Origin of the sequence: Streptomyces sp. NPDC050085, assembly GCF_044460595.1 — a bacterium.
Taxonomy (GTDB): domain Bacteria; phylum Actinomycetota; class Actinomycetes; order Streptomycetales; family Streptomycetaceae; genus Streptomyces.
On sequence record NZ_JBITJZ010000007.1, the window covers coordinates 186,556 to 207,287 of the forward strand.

17 protein-coding genes are annotated in these 20,732 nt (G+C 72.8%); 5 read left to right on the forward strand and 12 right to left on the reverse strand.

The features are described 5' to 3' along the window. The first annotated feature begins 12 nt into the window (after positions 1-12). Entirely contained in the window at positions 13-1,338 is a 1,326-nt protein-coding gene (locus ACIBUY_RS26140; protein ID WP_365566123.1) for a glutamate-1-semialdehyde 2,1-aminomutase, read from the forward strand. A 7-nt stretch (positions 1,339-1,345) separates the two neighbouring features. On the opposite strand, the gene ACIBUY_RS26145 is transcribed toward ACIBUY_RS26140, so the two are convergent. The 9 genes from ACIBUY_RS26145 to xylB form a co-directional block, all read right to left on the reverse strand. Continuing rightward, positions 1,346-2,008 carry a phosphatase PAP2 family protein gene (locus tag ACIBUY_RS26145; protein ID WP_399154042.1) on the reverse strand — a complete coding sequence of 221 codons (663 nt, stop codon included), beginning with the start codon at positions 2,006-2,008 and terminating at the stop codon, positions 1,346-1,348. A 214-nt stretch (positions 2,009-2,222) separates the two neighbouring features. After that, positions 2,223-2,699, reverse strand: a complete 477-nt coding sequence (gene aac(6'), locus ACIBUY_RS26150) for an aminoglycoside 6'-N-acetyltransferase (protein WP_399153889.1) — start codon at positions 2,697-2,699, stop codon at positions 2,223-2,225. A gap of 239 nt (positions 2,700-2,938) precedes the next feature. Beyond that, positions 2,939-4,462, reverse strand: a complete 1,524-nt coding sequence (locus tag ACIBUY_RS26155; protein WP_365566051.1) for an aldehyde dehydrogenase family protein — start codon at positions 4,460-4,462, stop codon at positions 2,939-2,941. Positions 4,463-4,649: 187 nt separating this feature from the next. Then, positions 4,650-5,915: a GAF domain-containing protein gene (locus ACIBUY_RS26160; protein ID WP_399153890.1), complete on the reverse strand. Its 1,266-nt coding sequence runs from the start codon at positions 5,913-5,915 to the stop codon at positions 4,650-4,652. A gap of 152 nt (positions 5,916-6,067) precedes the next feature. Further along, positions 6,068-6,685: an N-acetylmuramoyl-L-alanine amidase gene (locus ACIBUY_RS26165; RefSeq protein WP_365566047.1), complete on the reverse strand. Its 618-nt coding sequence runs from the start codon at positions 6,683-6,685 to the stop codon at positions 6,068-6,070. A 60-nt stretch (positions 6,686-6,745) separates the two neighbouring features. Beyond that, positions 6,746-7,765 (reverse strand): acetamidase/formamidase family protein, encoded by a 1,020-nt coding sequence (locus ACIBUY_RS26170; RefSeq protein WP_399153891.1) that lies wholly within the window; start codon positions 7,763-7,765, stop codon positions 6,746-6,748. Beyond that, positions 7,762-9,297: an APC family permease gene (locus ACIBUY_RS26175; protein WP_399153892.1), complete on the reverse strand. Its 1,536-nt coding sequence runs from the start codon at positions 9,295-9,297 to the stop codon at positions 7,762-7,764. The genes ACIBUY_RS26170 and ACIBUY_RS26175 overlap by 4 nt, the downstream gene beginning before the upstream one ends. Positions 9,298-9,504: 207 nt before the next feature. Beyond that, the gene (locus tag ACIBUY_RS26180) at positions 9,505-10,698 is read right to left on the reverse strand and encodes an ROK family transcriptional regulator (protein WP_365566042.1); all 1,194 of its coding nucleotides are present in this window, start codon (positions 10,696-10,698) and stop codon (positions 9,505-9,507) included. A gap of 85 nt (positions 10,699-10,783) precedes the next feature. Beyond that, the gene (xylB, locus tag ACIBUY_RS26185; protein WP_365566040.1) at positions 10,784-12,235 is read right to left on the reverse strand and encodes a xylulokinase; all 1,452 of its coding nucleotides are present in this window, start codon (positions 12,233-12,235) and stop codon (positions 10,784-10,786) included. 143 nt (positions 12,236-12,378) lie between these two features. On the opposite strand from xylB, the gene xylA reads away from it, so the two are divergent. Together xylA and ACIBUY_RS26195 are read left to right on the forward strand one after the other, a co-directional pair. Continuing rightward, on the forward strand, positions 12,379-13,545 hold the full coding sequence (xylA, locus tag ACIBUY_RS26190) for a xylose isomerase (protein ID WP_365566038.1): 1,167 nt from the start codon (positions 12,379-12,381) through the stop codon (positions 13,543-13,545). Between the two features lie 77 nt (positions 13,546-13,622). After that, entirely contained in the window at positions 13,623-14,027 is a 405-nt protein-coding gene (locus tag ACIBUY_RS26195; RefSeq protein ID WP_365566036.1) for a hypothetical protein, read from the forward strand. A gap of 41 nt (positions 14,028-14,068) precedes the next feature. On the opposite strand, the gene ACIBUY_RS26200 is transcribed toward ACIBUY_RS26195, so the two are convergent. Beyond that, positions 14,069-15,427, reverse strand: a complete 1,359-nt coding sequence (locus ACIBUY_RS26200) for an esterase-like activity of phytase family protein (protein WP_399153893.1) — start codon at positions 15,425-15,427, stop codon at positions 14,069-14,071. 330 nt (positions 15,428-15,757) lie between these two features. On the opposite strand from ACIBUY_RS26200, the gene ACIBUY_RS26205 reads away from it, so the two are divergent. After that, positions 15,758-16,327, forward strand: a complete 570-nt coding sequence (locus tag ACIBUY_RS26205) for a GNAT family N-acetyltransferase (protein WP_399153894.1) — start codon at positions 15,758-15,760, stop codon at positions 16,325-16,327. An 82-nt stretch (positions 16,328-16,409) separates the two neighbouring features. Further along, positions 16,410-17,510: a substrate-binding domain-containing protein gene (locus ACIBUY_RS26210; RefSeq protein WP_399153895.1), complete on the forward strand. Its 1,101-nt coding sequence runs from the start codon at positions 16,410-16,412 to the stop codon at positions 17,508-17,510. A gap of 20 nt (positions 17,511-17,530) precedes the next feature. Here ACIBUY_RS26210 and ACIBUY_RS26215 read toward each other — a convergent pair whose 3' ends face one another. Together ACIBUY_RS26215 and ACIBUY_RS26220 are read right to left on the reverse strand one after the other, a co-directional pair. Continuing rightward, the gene (locus tag ACIBUY_RS26215; protein ID WP_399153896.1) at positions 17,531-20,014 is read right to left on the reverse strand and encodes a polysaccharide lyase 8 family protein; all 2,484 of its coding nucleotides are present in this window, start codon (positions 20,012-20,014) and stop codon (positions 17,531-17,533) included. A 114-nt stretch (positions 20,015-20,128) separates the two neighbouring features. Continuing rightward, complete coding sequence (locus tag ACIBUY_RS26220) at positions 20,129-20,731, reverse strand: DUF1097 domain-containing protein (protein ID WP_399153897.1); 603 nt, start codon at positions 20,729-20,731, stop codon at positions 20,129-20,131. Position 20,732: the final 1 nt, after the last annotated feature.

A 20,732-nucleotide genomic window follows, 5' to 3' on the forward strand; every position in this document is an offset into this window, starting at 1 on the left:
AGCGAACACGCCGTGGAGACCGAGGAGTTGGACCTTCCTCTGTCGCGGGCGGCGAACGAGCGGCTGCACGCCCTGATCCCCGGAGGCGCGCACACGTACGCCAAGGGCGACGACCAGTACCCCGAGCACCTGGCCCCGGTCATCAGCCACGGCCGCGGCGCCCACGTGTGGGACGTCGACGGCAACCGCTACATCGAGTACGGGTCGGGACTCCGGTCGGTCAGCCTCGGCCACGCCCACCCGCGCGTGACCGAGGCGGTGCGCCGGGAGATCGGCCGCGGCAGCAACTTCGTGCGCCCGTCCCTCGTCGAGGCCGAGGCCGCCGAGCGCTTCCTGGCGACGGTGCCGACCGCCGAGATGGTGAAGTTCGCGAAGAACGGCTCCGACGTCACCACCGCGGCGGTCCGCCTCGCCCGCGCCGTCACCGGCCGCCCGCGGGTGGCCATCTGCGGCGACCACCCGTTCTTCTCCGTCGACGACTGGTTCATCGGCACCACCCCGATGTCCGCGGGCATCCCGGCCGCGACGACCGAGCTCACGGTCTCCTTCCCGTACGGTGATCTCGCCGCCACGGAGGACCTGTTGACCCGGTACCCGGACGAGATCGCCTGCCTGATCCTCGAACCCGCGGGCCACTGCGAGCCCCCGCCCGGCTACCTCCAGGGGCTGCGCGAACTCGCCGACCGGCACGGCTGCGTCCTCGTCTTCGACGAGATGATCACCGGCTTCCGCTGGTCGGAGGCGGGTGCGCAGGGCCTGTACGGCGTCGTCCCCGACCTCTCCACGTTCGGCAAGGCGCTGGGCAACGGGTGCGCGGTCTCCGCGCTCGCCGGACGCCGCGACCTGATGGAACGGGGCGGCCTGCGGCACGCCGACGAGCGGGTGTTCCTCCTGTCCACGACCCACGGTGCGGAAACACACTCCCTGGCGGCCGCGATGGCCGTGCAGGCGACGTACGCCGAGGAGGGCGTCACCGCTCAACTGCACGCGCTCGGCGAGCGGTTGGCCGCCGGCGTCCGCGCGGCCGCGGCCGGGATGGGCGTCGCCGACCACGTCCTCGTCCGGGGCCGGGCCAGCAACCTGGTCTTCGCCACCCTCGACGAGAACGGGCAGCCGTCGCAGCAGTACCGCACCCTGTTCCTGCGCAGGCTCCTCGCGGGCGGCGTCCTCGCCCCGTCGTTCGTGGTGAGCAGCGCGCTCAGCGACACCGACATCGACCGCACCGTCGAGGTGGTGGCGCAGGCATGTGCCGTGTACCGCAAGGCACTTGACGCCGCCGACCCCACGCCCTGGATGGTCGGGCGGCCGGTGAAGCCCGTGTTCCGCCGCCTCGCCTGACGAGACGTCAGCGCCGCTGCCACCGGCCGTCGTCGGCGACCCGGTCGACCAGCCACGCGGTCGCCGGAACCACCGCGAGCGCGGTGCACCAGCCGCCGACGGCGTCGGTCGGGTAGTGCGCGCTGAGCGCGACCTCCGCCCAGCCCATGACGGCGCCGGCGGCCAGCGCGGCACCCAGCACGAGGAGCGTGCCGCGCGCCCTGCCGAGGCGGAGCCGGTCGGCGGCGAGCAGCGCGAGGGCGAGGGCGAGTGCGGTGAGGAAGGCGGTGTGCCCGCTCGGGTAGGACAGGTTGCCCGGGCCGTGGATGGTGCGTCCCACCAGGTGTTTGAGCAGGGTCCCTGCCCCCACGGTCAGGGCGCTCCCGGAGACGACGAGCACCGCCGCGCGAGGGCGCCGCAGCAGCAGGCACACGGCCGCGGCGGCGGCGACCAGCAGCACGGATCCGGCGGGCTCGCCCAGGAAGTCGATGGTCAGGGCGACGCGCCGCCACGGCGGCCGCACGCTGTCCGCCGTCGGCGGGACGAGCCACGCGTCCAGTGTCCCGGGCCGGGAGCGACCGGCGAACAGGACGCCGAGCACGACGACCACCACAGCGGCGAGGACGGCGGTCAGCCCGAGCCACGCGCGCAGCCCCGGGAGCAGCGCCGGGCGCGCGGGTCGGCCCGGCAGGTCGAGGTCGGGCTCCGCTCCGGCCAGGCGATCCAACGCGAGCCCCCTGTCGTGTCCGATCTGCCTTCAGCGACCGCTACGGCCCTACTTGTCACCCTAACCGGCGTGCGACCGCCTGGAGGGTCAAATCTCCGCCAGAGCGGTCGAGTTGAAACGCGCAGGCGTAAAGCGGGAGTGGGGAAGTGGGGAGTGGGGGCGTAGGGGTGAACCAGGTTCAGACGGCCAACTCGTCCGCGAGAAGGTCCATCAGCAGCCCGTCGTGCCACTCGCCCGTCCGGTGATCACGCGCGTACGCCCGCATGATGCCCACGGGCCGGAACCCGACCTTGGTGTAGCAGCGGATCGCCGCGGTGTTCGCCGCGGCCGGATCGATGGTCAGCCGGTGGTGGCCGCGTTCCTCCACGAGCCACCGGGCCAGCGTGCGGACGGTGTCGGTGCCGAGCCCCTGCCCGTGGTGGCCCGCCGTCAGGAAGATGTCGATGCCGGCATGGCGGAACTCGGGATCGGTCTCCTCGTGGAACTGGACGGCGCCGATGACCTCGCCGTCGAGGACGACGGCCAGCATGTGCTCGTAGCCGTCCGGAGGCGACCACCACGCCGCGACCTCCTCCTCCCTCACGATCCGTTCGAGGACCGCGGCGTCCCCGTCGACCACCGAACGCAGCACGACCTTGTCCCCATGCAGCTCCATGCCGTCACAGTAGGCCGCAGCCACCGATCCGGCCCGGCCTTTTCACCTGGGGGAAGCGTGCTGCGGCAACTGGAACACCTGGTCGCCCTCGCGCGCGAACAGCACTCCGGCGGGGCCGCCGCCGCGGGCGCCCACGCCTACGCCGTCCACGAGCCGCCCGCGGAGCACTGACCCCGGCCGCCCGGAGGACCGTGCCGAGTCCTCCGGGCAACCGCACGTCAGGCCCTGCGCATCGGGCCTCAGAAGAACCCGAGCTTCTGCGCCGAGTACGACACCAGGAGGTTCTTCGTCTGCTGGTAGTGCTCCAGCATCATCTTGTGGTTCTCCCGGCCGATCCCGGACTGCTTGTACCCGCCGAACGCCGCGTGCGCCGGGTACGCGTGGTAGCAGTTCGTCCAGACGCGACCCGCCTGGATCGAACGGCCCGCGCGGTACGCCGTGTTGATGTCGCGGGTCCACACCCCGGCGCCGAGCCCGTACAGCGTGTCGTTCGCGATCTTGATGGCGTCGTCGAAGTCCGAGAAGGACGCGACGGAGACGACCGGGCCGAAGATCTCCTCCTGGAAGATGCGCATGCGGTTGGTGCCCTCGAAGATCGTGGGCTGGACGTAGTAGCCGCCCGCCAACTCGCCGTCGTACTCTATGCGTTGGCCGCCCGTGAGGACCTTCGCACCCTCCTGCTGGCCGATGTCCAGGTAGGAGAGGATCTTCTGGAGCTGGTCGTTGGAGGCCTGGGCGCCGATCATCGTGTCGGTGTCCAGGGGGTGGCCGGGGACGATGGCCTCGGTGCGGGCGATCGCCGCGTCGATGAACTCGCTGTAGTGGCCCTGCTGGATCAGTGCGCGGGAGGGACACGTGCAGACCTCGCCCTGGTTGAGGGCGAACATCGTGAAGCCCTCCAGGGCCTTGTCGCGGAAGTCGTCGTCCTTCGCCCAGACGTCGTCGAAGAAGATGTTGGGCGACTTGCCGCCGAGTTCGAGGGTGACCGGCTTGATGTTCTCCGACGCGTACTGCATGATCAGCCGGCCCGTCGTGGTCTCACCGGTGAAGGCGACCTTCGCCACGCGCGAGCTGGACGCCAGGGGCTTGCCCGCCTCGACCCCGAAGCCGTTGACGATGTTCACGACGCCCGGCGGGATCAGGTCCGCGATCAGGCTCATCCAGAAGTGGATCGAGGCGGGCGTCTGTTCGGCCGGTTTGATGACGACCGCGTTGCCCGCCGCGAGGGCCGGGGCGAGTTTCCACGTCGCCATCAGGATCGGGAAGTTCCACGGGATGATCTGTGCGACGACGCCCAGCGGTTCGTGGAAGTGGTACGCGACCGTGTCGTCGTCGATCTCGGAGAGGTTGCCCTCCTGGGCCCGGATCGCGCCCGCGAAGTAGCGGAAGTGGTCGATGGCGAGCGGGATGTCCGCGGCGAGGGTCTCGCGGACCGGCTTGCCGTTCTCCCAGCTCTCGGCGACCGCGAGCTCCTCGAGGTGCGCCTCCATGCGGTCGGCGATCTTGAGCAGGATGTCGGCGCGGGCCCCGGCGGAGGTGCGGCCCCAGGCGGGCGCGGCGGCGTGCGCGGCGTCGAGGGCGCGCTCGACGTCCTCGGCGGTGCCGCGCGCGATCTCGGTGAACGGCTGCCCGTTGACCGGGGACGGGTTCTCGAAGTACTGGCCGCGGGCGGGCGCCACGTACTCGCCGCCGATGAAGTGGTCGTAGCGGGCCTGGTAGGAGACGACGGAGCCCTGCGTGCCGGGCGCTGCGTAACGGGTCATCTTGGGGGGCCTCCTGTGCGGGCTGCCCGCCGTTGGGCAGCCGTCGCCGGGGAGGCTAGGCAGGGGGACGTTGCAGCCACGTTGCGTACGGCGTCGCACGCGGTTCCTGTACGTGGCGTACGCGACGCACGCGTCTTCTCTGCGTCGCGCCTTGTCTACCCGGCGTCTTCTCTACGTCGCCTCTTCTCTACGTCGCGTACGGCGACGCACGCTGTTCCTCGTCAAGGGCGGCGAGCCTCGCCAGGACGGGCGGGGTCGGCCGCACCGCCGCCAGTGCCTGCCAGACGTCGAGGTCGTCCTCGCCCCACGGCGCGTGCGCCCAGTCCGCGAGCAGGTCCGGGTCGCCGCGCGCGATGAGCGCGGCGCGCAGCGCGTCGGCGAGCCTGCGTCGCACCCGCACCACCGCCGGGGCCGTCGACGCGGGCAGCAGCGGACCGGTGTACGCGGACGCGGCGGCCGCCACCGCGCCCGAGTCGAGGCGCCGCTCCACCGTGGTCAGGTCCGAGTCGACCGGGACCGCGAGGCGGTAGGGCCGCGAGGTGAGGACCTCGGGTCCCAACACCCGGCGCAGCCGCGCCAGTTCGGCCCGCAGCGTCACCGGGGTCACCGACTCGTCCTCGTACAGGAAACACAGTAACTCGTCGCCGGTCAGCCCCTCCGGGTGCCGGGACAGGAGGACGAGCAGTTCGCTGTGGCGGCGGCTGAGGCGGACCTTGTGCCCGGACCCCGTCAGCAGCAGCGCCTCGTCGCGGCCGAGGACGCTCAGGTGCAGTCCGGGGCTGGTGGCCGGTCGTGGGGTGAGCAGGGCGAGGTGGGACTCGGCGGCGCGGGCCACGGCCTGGACGAACGCGAGGCTGTGCGGATGCGCGAGCCGGTCGCCGCCGGTGATGTCGACCGCGCCGAGCAGCCGGCCCGAGTGCGGGTCGTGCACGGGGGCCGCCGCACATGTCCACGGCTGCACCGTGCGGATGAAGTGCTCGGCGGCGAACACCTGCACCGGACGGTCCACGGCGACCGCCGTCCCCGGCGCGTTCGTGCCCATCGCCGACTCCGACCAGCGGGCGCCGGGCACGAAGTTCATGCCGCCCGCCTTGCGCCGCGTACCGGGATGGCCCTCGACCCACAGCAGCCTGCCCTGCGCGTCGCACACGGCCAGCAGGTGCTCCCCGTCGGTCGCGAACGTGCCCATCAGCTCCCGGAACAGCGGCATCACCCGGGACAGGGGATGCTCCGCGCGCTGCGCGGCGAGGTCGCCGTCGGTCAGCTCCACCGCCGCCGCGCCGTCCGGGCTGACGTGCGCGCCCGCCGAGCGGCGCCAGGACGCGGCGACGACCGGGCGCACCGGGCGGTCCACGGTGCCCGCCGCGGTGAACCGGTCGTGGGCGCGGCGCAGCGCCGAGGCCCGCTCGGCGGGATCGGCACCCGGTTCAAGGGCGACCCAGGGATCGGTCAACTCGGCCTCCCCGACAGCGATGCGACGGCGATGTGACAACGGTGCGGCGACGAGACGACGATGCGACAACCGTGGGGACATCGTCGCTCCGGTGACGCGGGCCGACAAGGACGCGGGCGCCGATCGACCGAAGACCGGCCGCAGTTCGCGACTCAGGCGAAGTTGACCAGCCGTATGTAGCGCGTCCAGTCCCAGTACGGGCCGGGGTCGGTGTGGTCGGTCCCCGGCACCTCGACGTGGCCGATGATGTGCTCGCGGTCCATCGGGATCCCGTACCGCGCGCAGATCGAGGCGGTGAGCGCCGCCGACTTCTCGTACAGCGCGTTCGTCAGGTACTCGGGCCTGTCGACCCAGGCCTCGTGCTCGATGCCGATGCTGCGCGTGTTGTAGTCCCAATTGCCCGCGTGCCAGGCGACGTTCTTCTCCCGCACGCACTGCGCGATGTGGCCGTCGGCGGAGCGCACGAGGTAGTGCGGGGAGACCTGCTTCGCCGGGTTCTGGAAGATGGCGACGGCGTCGGCGTACGTCTCCTGCGTGACGTGGATGACCACGTAGTCGATGGGATACGACGAAGGGCGGCTGGACACCGTGTAGTTGGAGGTGCTGGCGGGCACGGACTCGGCCCCCGGGTAGTCGACCGCGGTGGCGCCCGCGTCCGCGCGGCCCGCGGGCAGCAGCGCCCCGGGGACCGCGGCCAGTGCCCCGGCCTGCAGCAGACGCCGACGGCTCGGGCCGCCCGGGCGCCCCGGAAGTTGTCTTGCTCGGTCCATGACGATCCTGCCTCTCGAATGGCTCGGACGGTGGGGGGAACCGGCGGCGCCGTGACGCCTCTATGGGGTGTGTGGCAGCGTCGCCGCGATCTCGCGCAGCCGCGCGTGCAGTCCGCGGTGCGTCTCGCGCGCCGGCAGCCACTCCTTTCGGAGCTTGGCGACGCACGTGTAATTGGTGTCGCAGACGTTCGCCAGCGGAGATTCGACGGTCTGCGTGGCGAACTGGTAGGCGTCCAACTCGCTGAATCCGTAGTCCCGTACGAGCCACTGCACCAGGTCGAGCTGGGAGATCCGGAACGCGTCCTCGAGCGGGCGCGCCGACCCCGTCGAGATGATGTGCGTGTCCGACTCGATGCGCGGCCACGGCGTCGCCACGCCCTTGAGCAGCTCCACGACGACGACGGTCCGCATCGCGCACTCGACGGCGACCCCGCACGTCTCGCCCTCGCCCTGGCGCGCGTGCCCGTCGCCCAGGCTCAGCAGCGCGCCCTCGACGTTCACGCCGAGGTAGCAGGTGACGCCCGCCCGCATCTCCGGCGTGTCCATGTTCCCGCCGTGCGCGTCCGGCACCAGCGCGGAGCGCACCTCCAGGTTCGCGGGTGCGACGCCGACCGTGCCGTGCATCGGATCCATCGGCAGCTCCACCGTGAACTCGCTGTCCCGGGCCGTGAATCGAGCCGTCCGGCGGGCACGGTCGAGCCCCCAGATCCAGACGGTCTCGGGCAGCGGCGGCTGCAGCGAGGCGGTGGTGTGCGTGGACGTCAGCGCGCCGAACAGCGGCACCGTCGTGGACGCCGCCCAGTCGCGGGCGGGCTCCACCGACACGAAGTGCACCGCGACCGTGTCGCCCGGCTCGGCACCCTCGATGTGGAAGGGGCCCGTCTGCGGATTCAGGTACGGGAACTCGCACACCTGCGACACGAGGTCCTTCTCCGAGCGCACCCGGCCCGCGAAGCAGTCCTCCGTGTACAGGTCGAGGACCGTGCCCGGCGCGATGCGCGCGATCGGCGGCGCACCGCCGAACGTCCAGGCGTACGTGCCGGGTTCGGGCCGGACGGTGAGCATCCGGGGGTCGCTCATGACGGCTGTGCTCCGCTCTGTGTGGGGTGGGGATCCGGCAGGTCGTCGTCGAGGTGGACGCGCGCGGTCTCGGCCAGGCGGTCCGGGTGGCGTCGGGCGAGGACGAGCAGGACCACGACGCCGAGCGCGAGCCAGACGCCGACGACGGGACCCGCGTACGAGACGGGGGGCGTCAGCTCCGAGACGAAGTCGAAGGCGGGGATGCCCGCCGCGGTCAGCAGCGCGGGGACGAACGCGACGATGCCGAGGAGCGGGAACAACAGGTGCCGCACAGGCCGGAGTTCGGCACGCGCACGGCGCAGGAAGTAGCCCGCACAGGCCAGGTTCGCCACGATGTACACGCCGATGATCACCGTGACGATCACGGTCGCCAGGAGCAGGAACGCCGTCACCGGGTCATAGCCGAAGCCGAGCCCCAGCATGGCCGCAAGGGCCACGACGAACTGCACGGCGACCCCCGCCACGGGGGACCGGCGCACCGGGTGGACCTGCGCGAACGCCCGCGGGAAGACGCCGATGCGGCCCAGCGCGAAGGCGGTGCGGGTGGACACGGTCGCGCACGCGTTGGCGTTCGCCACCGTCGAGTTGACCACGGCCAGGAACACCAGCACCCAGAACAGGCCGAACGACGCCCGCGCCACGCCCTCCCAGGACGCGGGCCCCGCGCCGCCGAACCCGGCGAATCTGTCTGGGCCGAAGTACACCGCCATGGCATACGTCGTGATCACGTACACCAGGCCGATCGACAGGGCGGCGCCGAGCACCGCGCGGTGCATCGTGCGGCGCGGGTCCCTGGTCTCCTCGGCGAGCGGGGCGGCCGCCTCGAACCCCGCGAACGCGAGCACCGTGTACACCGATCCTGCGAACACCCCGCCGATCCCCTCGAACCCGGGGGCCGTGTGTGAAGTACCGAAGACCGTAAGGGAGTTGTCGCCACCGGCCTTGACGATGAGGAGCACCGCGAAGACCAGGAACACCAACACCTCGAAGATGCCGAGAATCGTGCCGAAGCGGGCCGACGCGCGGACCCCGAGGTATCCGGCGACCGCGATGACGACCGCCCCGGCGATCGACCACGGCCACCACAGGTCGCCCGGGTACGACGCCCACTCGTCGTGCAGCGTCCCCGCCGTCGTGAACCCCAACTGCAGGAGCAGCAGCGGCGGGACGAGCGCCTCGACGAACACATAGCCCCAGCCGACCAGGAAGCCGACCGCGGGGTGCAGCCCCTGTGCCGCGTACGTCGACACGGAGCCCGCCGCGGGCATCCGGCGGGCCAGCTCCGCCACGCACGACGCGGTGAACAGGCAGGCGACCAGGGCGATCAGCACGGACAGGGGCAGACTGCCGCCCGCGAACGCGGCGCCCGACGGGATCGACGCGGCGATCGCCGCGGCGGGCGCCATCGCCGTGATGCTCTGGAACAGCACCTCCCGCAGCCCGATGGCCTCGCGCCGCAGCCCCGGAGACTGCCGCGAACCGTCGCTCCTCGCCGGTGTCTTCCCGGTGTTTCCGACAGCGTCCCCCGACACAGGAATCCCCTTCCCGTGCGCACGCCGCCACCCGTCGGACGGACGGGGGTCCGGCGCCTCGCGTGAAGTACGGTACGGGGCCTGCCGGTTGGGGCGGAAGAGGGCGCGGCAGACCTGTGGACAACCCGCCGAATGTGCACAACCGCACGTCAGAGGTCCGAACCACTGGCGCCGACGGCCTGCGCCCGGTCGCCGCCGGGCGGGGCCCTACGCCGCTTCCGTCACTCCCATCGGATCGTCGAGCACCGCCCGCACCACGGAGTGCGCCGCCCCGAGCAGCGGGCCGTCCGAACCCAGCGCGGAGACGGCGACCCCGTCCGCGGGCGTGGCCGTGCGGCGCGTCAACTCGCGCTCCAGGGAAGGGAGAAGCCAGGGCGCCAGGCGCGAGAGGGCGCCGCCGAGCACCACCGCACGCGGGTCGAGCAGATTGACCGCGCCGGTCAGCGCGATGCCCAGGGCCGTGCCCGCGCCGCGCAGGGCCCGGCGGGTGTCCGCGTCGCCCGCCTCGGCCCGTTCCGCGAGCAGCGTGACCCGGTCGGGGCCCGGAGCGATGCCCGCCGCGCGCAGCACGGCCTCCTCGCCCGCGTACTGCTCCAGGCAGCCACGGCCGCCGCAGGGGCAGCCGGGCCCCTCGGGGCGCACCGGGACGTGCCCGAGCTCGCCCGCGAACCCCCGTGTGCCGCGCAGCAGTTCACCGTCGACGACGAGCGCCGCGCCGATGCCGATCTCCGCCGACACGTGCAGGAAGTCCGCGGGGGAGTCCGCGGCGAGCCAGAGTTCGGCGAGGGCGCCGAAGTTCGCCTCGTTGTCGACGCTCAGCGGCACCTCGCTCGGCAGCAGTGCGGCGATGTCCGCGTCGTGCCAGTCCAGGTTCGGGGCGCGGACGACGGTGTGCGTGCCGCGCGCCACGAGCCCGGGCACCGCGACGGCGAGCCCCGCCGGGTGCAGGCCCGCCGCCTGGGCCTCCTCGGTGACCTGGCGCACCAGCGCCGCGAGGTCGGCGAACACGGGGCGCGGGGAGCGGCCCCGGTTGCCCACGCGCCGCTCGGCGCGCGCCCGCACCTCGCCGCGCAGGTCCACCGCGCACACCGCGAGGTGGTCGACGCCCACTTCGGCGCCGAGCCCGGCCGGGCCCCGGCCGCTGACCGCGAGCGCGGAGCCGGGGCGGCCCACACCGCCGGGACGCTGCGGCCCGAGCTCCTCCAGGAGTCCCGCCCGGATGAGCTCGTCGACGAGCGTGGAGACGGCGGCCCGCGTCAGCCCGATGTGCCCCGCCACCGCGGCCCGGGACAGCGGACCCTCGGCGGCGACCGCGTGCATCACGCGGGACAGGTTGCGGCGGCGCATGCCCTGCTGGGTGTCGGGTGTCCCCGGTCGCGGCCGGTGCAGTGGTGCGGTCATGCGGTCATGTTCCCAGGGTGCGCGGCGCACGTGGCGCGCAGGTCACCCGTGACGGGCCGGCCGGCGCCCGAACCGGCGGGCCGCCTCACGCCCCCTCCGCTTCCAGCAGCGCCGCCGCTCCCGCCAGGACGCCGGAGATCCGCTCGAGCGCGGCCTCGTCCCGCTCGACCGGGTCGAGGACCGGACCGCGTGCGGTGTCCCAGCGGCGGGCCACGGCCGCCGGGTCCTCGCCGGTGAGCAGGCCCGCGGCCTGGGCGGCGGCGCCGAGGGCCACCAGTTCAGCGGCCTCGGGCACCTGCACCGCCCGCCCCGACAGGCGGCGCACCGTCTGCTGCCAGGCCGTGCCGCGCGCGCCGCCGCCGATGAGCAGCAGGGGAGCGGAGCGGTCGGCGGCGTCGTCACCGGACAGGACGCGGTCGAGGGCGCCGAGCAGCGCGTGCACCGCCCCGTCGTACGCGGCCTGCAGCAGCTGCCCGCCCGTCGTGTCGTGCCGCAGACCGGTCAACAGGCCCGAGGCGTGCGGGAGATCGGGCGTCCGTTCGCCGTCCAGGTAGGGCAGGATCGTCGCCGTTCCGCCCGCTTCGACGGCCTCCCGGTCCAGGCCGAGCAGCGCGGCGATCCGGTCCACGGCGAGGGTGCAGTTCAGGGTGCAGGCCAGGGGGAGCCAGTCGCCGCGGGCGTCCGCGAACCCGGCGACGGTGCCGCTCGGGTCGGTGGGCCGCCGCCCCGACACCGCGTACACCGTGCCCGAGGTGCCGAGGCTGAGGACGGGCGTGCCGGGCAGCAGGCCGAGGCCGAGCGCGGCCGCCGCGTTGTCACCGGTCCCGGCGGCGACCAACGTGCCCTTGGACAGCGGGAGTTCGGCGTCGCGCACCGTCCCCGCCACCTCGCCTGGCCCCACCACTCTCGGCAGCAGCGCCGGATCGAGGCCCACGCGGCCGAGCACGTCCTCGTCGTACGTCTCGGTGGCCGACGCCCACCAGCCCGTCCCCGACGCGTCGCCCCGGTCCGTCGTGCCCGTGCCCGTGAGACGCCCGGTCAGGTAGTCGTGCGGCAGCCGCACGGCCGCGGTCGCGCGCGCCGCCTGCGGCTCGTGCTCGGCCAGCCACGCCCACTTCGACACGGTGAACGAGGCGCCGGGCACGCTGCCGAACCGGTCCGCCCACACCTTCGCCCCGCCCAACTCCTCGACCAGCCGCCGGGCTTGGGGCGCCGAGCGCACGTCGTTCCACAGCAGCGCCGGGCGCACCGGGCGGCCCTGTGCGTCGAGCGTGACGAGGCCGTGCTGTTGCCCGCCGACGGATACGGCCGATGCCCGGCGCGCCGCGTGCCCGCACTGGTCGAGGGCCGTGCGCAGCGCCGCGTACCACTGCTCGGGGTCGCTCTCGCGGCCCGCGCCCGACGTCACGGTGTGCGGCGCCTGCCCGCGGGCCACCACCTCGCCCGTGGCGACGTCGACGACCAGGGCCTTCGTGGACTGCGTGGAACTGTCGACCCCGACAACGAGGGGCCCGTCGGCACCATCGGCTACAGGCATGCGGCTCTCCAGACTTCAACGGCTTCGTGCCGGGGTGGCTCTTCCCAGCGGCGTGTCCGCATACTAATTTGTAAACCGCCATGACGAAATAGGTGTGCGGCACGACGCTGCCGCATGCCAGGTGACGGCGAGGGAGCCGCAAGATGACCTACCAGCCCACCCCCGACGACAAGTTCAGCTTCGGCCTGTGGACGGTCGGCTGGCAGGGCGTCGACCCGTTCGGCGCGGCCACCCGGCCCGCGCTCGACCCGGTCGAGACCGTGCAGCGCCTGGCCGAGCTCGGCGCGTACGGCGTGACCTTCCACGACGACGACCTGATCCCCTTCGGCTCCTCCGAGACCGAGCGCGAGGCGCATGTGAAGCGCTTCCGCCAGGCGCTCGACGCGACGGGCATGAAGGTGCCGGCGGCCACCACGAACCTCTTCACGCACCCGGTCTTCAAGGACGGTGCGTTCACCGCCAACGACCGCGACATCCGCCGCTACGCGATCCGCAAGGTCATCCGCAACATCGACCTCGCCGTCGAGCTCGGGGCGGAGACCTACGTCGCCTGGGGCGGCCGCGAGGGCGCCGAGTCCGGTGGCGCCAAGGACGTCCGTGACGCCCTCGACCGGATGAAGGAGGCCTTCGACCTGCTCGGCGAGTACGTCACGGAGCAGGGCTACAACCTGCGCTTCGCCATCGAGCCGAAGCCGAACGAGCCGCGCGGCGACATCCTCCTGCCCACCGTCGGCCACGCCCTGGCGTTCATCGAGCGCCTGGAGCGCCCCGAGCTGTTCGGCGTCAACCCCGAGGTGGGCCACGAGCAGATGGCGGGCCTCAACTTCCCGCACGGCATCGCCCAGGCCCTGTGGGCCGACAAGCTCTACCACATCGACCTCAACGGCCAGAACGGCATCAAGTACGACCAGGACCTGCGCTTCGGCGTCGGTGACCTGCGGGCCGCGTTCTGGCTGGTGGACCTGTTGGAGTCGGCCGGCTACAGCGGCCCGAAGGTCTTCGACTTCAAGCCGCCGCGGACCGAGGACTTCGACGGCGTGTGGGAGTCGGCGGCGGGCTGCATGCGCAACTACCTGATCCTGAAGGAGCGTTCGGCCGCGTTCCGCGCCGACCCCGAGGTGCAGGCGGCGCTGCGCGCGTCCCGTCTGGACCAGCTGGCGCAGCCGACGGCGGCCGACGGGCTCGCCGGACTGCTCGCGGACAAGGGCGCGTTCGAGGAGTTCGACGTGGACGCCGCCGCCGCGCGGGGCATGGCCTTCGAGCGCCTCGACCAGCTGGCGATGGACCACCTGCTGGCCGCGCGCGGCTGACCTCCGGGCGGGGCGCGGCGAGTCGACTTCCCGTAAGGGGTCGCTATTTGACCCCTTCGGCGGCGACCCTGGTGGGTATGTCCGTGCCTCCGGTGCCGCCGCAGCCGCCCCCGCCGCCCAGCGATCAGCCGCCCCCGGGCGGCGGGTTCGGCCCGCCGCCCGGGCAGCCGCCGCGGGGGCGCCCACCGCGCCGCCCGTACCTGATCGTCGCCGTGCTCGTCGCCCTCGTGGTGATCGTCGGGGCCGTCGTGCTCGTGGCGACCCGCGATTCGGGCGACGACGGCAAGCCGTCACCCGGCAAGAGCAGCGGGAGCAGCACGCCCGCACCGTCCTTGAGCATCCCCAGCGAGCTCCCGAGCGAGATTCCCAGCGGGATCCCGACCGCACTGCCCTCGAAGATCCCCTCGAAGATCCCGACGGAGCTGCCCAGCGAGATCCCGAGCGGCCTGCTGCCGAGCGACATCGAGACGCTGCTGCCCTGAGCGGCGTACGACGTCTGCCCCGAGCGGCGTACGCCTTCTTGTCAGAGCGCGCCCTTCGGCAGCTTCACGTACGTCACCTTGGTCTCGATGCCGCTGTCCACGAGCCGGCCGTTGGCGTCGAACGCGCCCGTGCCGTCCGTCATCCCGAAGTCGTTGTCGTTGATCAGGGCGAGGGTGCCGTGCCCGGCAAGGGCCACGCCCTCGATCTTGTCCTGCACTCCGTCGACCGTGTTCAGGTCCACGACGAGCCGCTTGCCGAGCACCGGCACCCCGGCGGCCGCCGGGTCCTCGAGCTGTTCGAGGGCGGGCGACGTCGTCGCGTCGTCCCACTGCCCGCCCAGGATGTTCGCGCCGCGCGTGAGCCGCACCTCCTGGAGGCGGGCCGCCTTGTCCGTGCGCTCCTCGACGAGCAGCCGGTCGCCGCCGAGCGCGACCACCGACGAGATCTTCAGCTCGGAGGTGTCGTCCTCGCCCGGGTCCACGACACCGACCGGGTCGAAGCGGTACGCGTACTCGGCGGTGACCGCCTTCTTCTTCGTCGAGAACCGGAAAAGCCGCGTCGTGAGCGAGGCGTCACCGGCGTCCCCGTCCGGCAGGGACAGCGGGCTCTGCACCGCCAACACCAGGTCCCCGCCGGGCAGTTGGGCGAGCCCCTCGAACCCGCGGTTGGTCTTCCGGTGCAGGAGGACCGCGGGCAGCGACTCGACGACGGGGTAGTCGGCACCCCGCAGATCCAGCCCCTTCGGCACGTGCCGCGCGAGCACCTCGCCGCGCGCCGAGACGTGCACGAGTGAGGGCCCGTACTCGTCGACGAGCCAGAACGAGCCGTCCGCCGCCCGCACGATGCCCTCGGTGTCGAGCCCGTTCGGGTTGTACGAGAGCGGGCTCTTCGCGTCGTACGTGTACGGCTTCTCGTCGCGGCCCGCCTGGTTCGACAGACCGGTGACGGGCTTGCCGGACGACGTCGTCAGCGGGATCGACCGCAGGACCTCCACCCGGTCCCCGGTGACCTTGATCTTCACGATCGCCGGGTCGAAGCCGGGCACCGGGAACGTGCGGCGCTTGCTGCCGTCGACCTTGATCTGCCCGTTCGGACCGCGATCGGTCACTGTCCAGTACTCGCCCTTGCGGCCCGCCGGGTAGATGTCCGAGCCGATGCCGCCGAGGTCGACACCCCGGTCGTCGTCGACGGTGCCCGGCAGCAGGCCGTTGCTGAAGGTGCCCAGCGGTATGTCGCCCAGCGTCGCGCTCCCCGTCACCTCGGCCTTGCCGGACCCGTGGTGCCCGGCGGTGGCGCCCGACGCGGTCCCGGCCACGGCGAGCGCGGCCAGCGCGGCGAGCGGAACACCCGCGGCGACGGTACGGCGGACGCGCCGGTTGCCGGGGACGAGCGGGGACATGGGGCCTCCTGAGGCGCTGGACCGCCGAAGTGCGGTGAACAGGGCACACGGTCGACCCCGGCACCGAACTCCCGGTGACGGCAAGGTGAATGAGGGTGAAAGCGCGGGCGGCGCGTCGCGGCGGGGCCGCGCCGCTGCCACCCGGTCGACGAGGGCGGAGCCGCCCCGATCGCCCGAGGGGCGGGTGCACCGCGGCCGGCAGAGCCCGTCGCGCCTGGTGTGCCCGGTGTCCCCGGTGTGCCGGAGACTGCGCACGCCCGGCAGCAGAGCGATGTCCGACCGGCGGTCGTCGCCGCCGTCGACCGCGAGCGCCCTGCGATACTCGCGCAGATGATCGACAGTACGAAGGTTCCCCAGGTACTCCCGGTTCCCCCGGATCTCCCGGTTCCCCCAGATCTCCCGGTTCCCCCGGATCTTCCGTGGGCGCTGCGCCCCGCCCGGCCCGCCGACGTCGAGGCCATCGCCGAGCTGCGCGCCGTCGTGCTGCGCCCGGACCTCGAACGGCTCGGCCGCTACGACCCCCAGCGGGTGCGCACGCGCCTGCGGGACTCCTTCGCGCCGGGCCACACCTCCGTCGTCGAGGTCGACGGGGTGTTCGCCGGATGCGTCACGCTGCGCCCCGACGGGGACGAGTTGTGGCTCGAGCACTTCTATCTCGCCCCCGAGGTGCAGGGGCGGGGGCTCGGCTCGGCCGTGCTCGCCGCCCTCCTGGGCCGGGCCGACGCACAGGCCAGGACCGTCCGGCTCGACGTGCTCTGGGGCAGCGCCGCCCGACGGCTCTACGAGCGGCACGGATTCCGGGTGGAGACCGAGGATCCCGTCGACGTTTTCATGATCCGTACGCCTCCCGTCGAAGCCGCTCCCGCAGCGCAGTCCGTCCGCGCGAACGGATCGTTCTGAGCACATTCGATCGATACGATGACCACGCTGGCCGGGAGCCACAACGGGGCACAACGGGGCACAACGGGGAGGGGTCGGAGTCATGCGGCTGCACGTCGATCGGCGCCACGCGCGCGTCCTGGAGCTGCTGAAGGAGCGCGGCACGCTCCGCGTCGCCGATCTCGCCCGCGAGCTGGCCGTCTCCCCGGTCACCCTGCGCCGCGACGTCGAGACGCTCGCCGCGCAGGGCCGCCTGCAACGGCTGCACGGCGCCGTCGTCTGGCCCGGAGAAGTGGTCGAACAGGCGGTCCCCGCAGGCCGGTTGAAGGCGGGCACCGTCGTCGGCATGGTCGTGCCGACCACCGAGTACTACTACGCGGAAGTGGTGCGCGGCGCCCGCGAGGCCGTGGAGGAGCAGGGCGGCCGGCTCGTCGTCGCCCTGTCCCGCTACCTGCCGGGCGAGGACTCCGCCCAGATCGACCGGCTGCTCGCCGCGGGCGCCGACGGCCTTCTGCTGACGCCGAGTTGGGAGCGCGGCGAGCCGGGACCGGGGGAGGGCCTGCGGATCACGGAGCGGCCCGTGCCCATCGTGCTCGTCGAGCGTTCGGCGCCGCACGGCCATCCGGCCGCCGCCCTCGACCGGGTGCGCTCCGACCATGCGCACGGCGCCGCCGAGGCCGTCCGCCACCTGGCCGCACTCGGTCACCGCTGCATCGCCGTCGCGTCCCAGGAGTCGCCCACCAGTACCCCGTTGCGGCGCGGCTACGAAGCGGCGGTGGAGGCGCTCGGCCTGCGCCCGGCCCCCGAGTCGTCGCTGCTGCGGCAGCCCGCCGCCACCGAGGCCGAGCGTTTCGAGCGGACCATCGCCTTCCTGCGCGAGGCGGTCCAGGAGCACGGGGTGAGCGCCGCGATCCTGCACAGCGACGCCGACGCGCTCTTCGTGGTGCCCCGGCTGCGCGCGCTCGGCGTCCGCGTCCCCGAGGACCTGGCCGTCATCACGTACGACGACGAGATCGCGGCGCTCGCCGATCTGCCGCTGACCGCGGTCGCCCCCGCCAAGCGGACGGTCGGCCGACGGGCCGCCGAACTGCTGCTGTCCCGGCTCGCCGAGCCGTCAGGCACCCGCGAGCCGGGACAACACCTCGACATTCTCCCGGAGTTGCACATCCGGGCCTCGTGCGGCACACCGCTCAGCAGAGCCTGAGGGTCAGCAGAACCGGACCGTCAGTGGAGCTTGACGGTCACCTTCTGCGTGAGACCGCCGGCCGCGCTCAGGTCGCCGAACGTCAGCTTCAGCTCCCGGCCCGGCTCCGCGCCCGTCACCGTCCCCGGCTTCGACGTCACCGACGCGACCGGGCGCTTCCACGTCACCGTGGCCGCCTTCACCGCACGGTTCGGGTCGCTGACCGACACCGTCGCGGTGCCGTCCCGCTTCTCCCGGATCTGCACGACCAGCGGCGCGTCCGCCGTCACCTTGCTCACCGTCCCGGGCTCCCAGAACGTGACGCCGGTGAACCCGAGCGAGGGCACCCGGACGCCCTGCTGTGCCCCGGAGTTGGCCGTGACGTCCAGCCAGAACGGGTCCAACGCCCGCGCCGCCGTGCGCAGTTCACTCGCTCCGGGCAGCAGCACGTACGCGTACTGCGCATCGGTGGGGTCCGTGCCGTGGTCGGCGAGGAGCGTCACGTAGCGCCGCGTCACCGGGTCCGTCGAACCGCCCCCGTTGATGTCGTGCCACGTGCCCGTACGCTCCTCGCGCAGCGCGGTGAGCGACGCGCCGCCGGGGAAGACGTAGCCGCCGTGACCGGCGACATGGGCCCAACGGGCGCGCGGGAACGCCGAGTTCCACGGCAGGCCCGTGGGCTGCGGGCGTCCGTCGACCGTCAGACGTGCCGTGCCCGACGCCCCGAGGTTGCGGCTGTCGAAGACGCTCTCCACGCCCGCGCCGTCCGTGCTCGTGATGCCCGCGCCCAGGCACACGACCGCGTCGTCGAGGAAGAACCACGACTTCTTGGCCCGCAGCGTCGAGGACAGACCGCGCACGTCCTGCGCGAGCGCCGCGTACGTGCCGTCCGTCGCGCCGCCCACCCACGTCGTGGCCGGGCGCGCCGCACCCCACGCGCCGCCCTCGGCGTCCGCGAGCTGCTTGCGCGAGACCGTCGTGCCCGGCATCCGGTACGGGTCCGCGGTCGGCCAGAAGCCGTCGCTGTACTGCCCGCCGCCCGCGCTGTCACCGTCGGCCCACCAGTACAGCATTCCCGAACCGGTGTGCCAGCCGCGGCCGTTCTCGCCGTTGCCGTTCTCGTAGAACGTGATGGCCTTCGAGGACATGGACACCGACGCCGTGAACCGCTTGGTGCGGTGCGTGGCCCGCGCCATCGACGGGAACAGGCGGTGCCCGGTCGGCTCGGCGGCCGGCTTCACGGCGGAGTCGTCGAGCACCGCCGTGACGCGCGACAGGGCGGCGACGCCAAGGGTGCGGCCGCTCGTCACGTCGCTGTAGTGGTCCCGCGTGAACCAGCCCTTGGCGAGCCCCCGCCACCGCGCGTTCTCCTCCGCGCTCGCGCCGAGGCCGAGCAGCAGGATCGACGCGATGATGCCGTGCCCGCGGGAGTGGTCGTCCTGCTGGATCTTGAGCGGATCGGTGGCGACCAGACCCCGGCTGATCGCCCGGCCCGCGACGTTGTCGATGGCCAGACCGTCGTGCAGGAACGGCGCGTAGGCGCCCTCCACCGAGTCCAGGAAGATCTGCCGCCCGCTGTCGGTGATCGCCCACGTCGAGCCGCCGAGCAGCGCGAACAGCTTGCTGAGACCGTCGATGAGGACCGCGCCGTACGAGCCCGTGTAGGGCACGTACGTGTGCTGGATCAGCGAGCCGTCCGCGTACAGGCCGTCGCCCGAGGTGACGTACGGGAAGACCGGTGAGATCGCGTCCCTGGCGAGCGCCACCTTCGCCGCGGTGCCGTCGAGGATGCCGCGCAGCGCGAGGACCCGGCACAGATCGATGCGGTTGGCGCCGGTGCTCGTGCCCGTGTACTTCGCGACGAGCGAGTCCGGCACGAAGTGGTCGATCGCCTCGACGGCCGCGGTCAGCTGGGCGGCGCTCAGGTGCTCGTACATCAGGATCGCGATGTCGAGCAGCCGCTGCGGGGCGCCTATCTGGAAGTTGTACCAATTGCCGTACTGCGCCTGGGACTTGTTGTAGACCTGGGTGCCGAGGTGATCGACGGCCGTGAGCACCGCAGCCTTCAGGGACGCGTCGCCGGTCAGCCCCGTGCCCGGCTGGCAGAACGCCTCGGCCATCACGCGCACGCGCTCGTAGCTGGTCTGGATCTTCTCCGAGAAGCCGTACGACTCCGTGTCCGTGTCGGGGTCAGGGTCGCCGAACACGGCGTCCGGCCACAGCGAACCGGCCGCCGGGGCCATCGCGTCGCGAAAGCCCTTGGCCTGCGTGCCGAGCGTGGCGAGCTTGGACTTGAACGGCTCCGCGGTCGGGCTGAAGCCCTCACCGAGGTACAGCGTCCGCCACTTCGCGCGCAAAGTGGCGAACTCGTCGTCGGCCGCCCCCGCGGCCGCGCCGCCCTCGGCGGCCAGGGCCTGCTGAGGGAGCCCGGCGGCGAGCGCGGCACCGGCGGCCGCGGTGGTCGCCAGGAAGCCGCGTCGCGACCAGGCGGGGGACGGCGGGAACGGGGGCAGCTGCGACGTCATGAAGAGCTCCGGGATGCTGGATTGACCGCTGGGTGACCGCTGAGAGTAAGCGGTTTCTAGCATCCGGAGTTTCAAACGCTCAAGAGGATCGTCGAAGTTGAGTGTTTTGATCGTTCAGGAAGGATCCGACGACGGAAGCGGCGAACCGGCCGAAGACGGGGTGCGCACCGGGAACGCGAGGCGCCGCGACAGATAAGCGAACACCGGGCCGAGCGCGTTCATGGCGATCACGCACACCCAGGCCGCCCAGGGGTTGCCCGCGTCGTACCCGAACCCGCCGAAGAACGTCGCGAAGTAGCTCGCGAAGCCGAAGAACATGCCCGGGATCAGGGAGAAGAGCTTCAGGCGGCCGGTGTACATCAGCGTGGTGTTCACGACGAGGATGCACAACGCCCCGAACGCGTTCCGGGCGAACTGCTCCTCGCCGAAGGTGGTTCCCAGGTGCGTCTCGAACAGCACGATGATCAGCGCGTACGTGGATCCCATCGGCATCGCGAACCACAGCCGCCGCGCGTTGTCGAGGCTCGGGCCGCCGAGCAGGAACGTGCCCGCCCACGAGATGAAGATCGCCCACGGCGGCAGGTGCCACACCGTGCCGCCGATGAACGCGGTGGTCGCGGCGAGCACCGACGCCACGATCTCGTGCGGTATGCGTTCGCGCACCGTGGGCACCTCGGTCGCGGACGACGCCTGCCGGGGTATGGAAGTCTCGGTCATG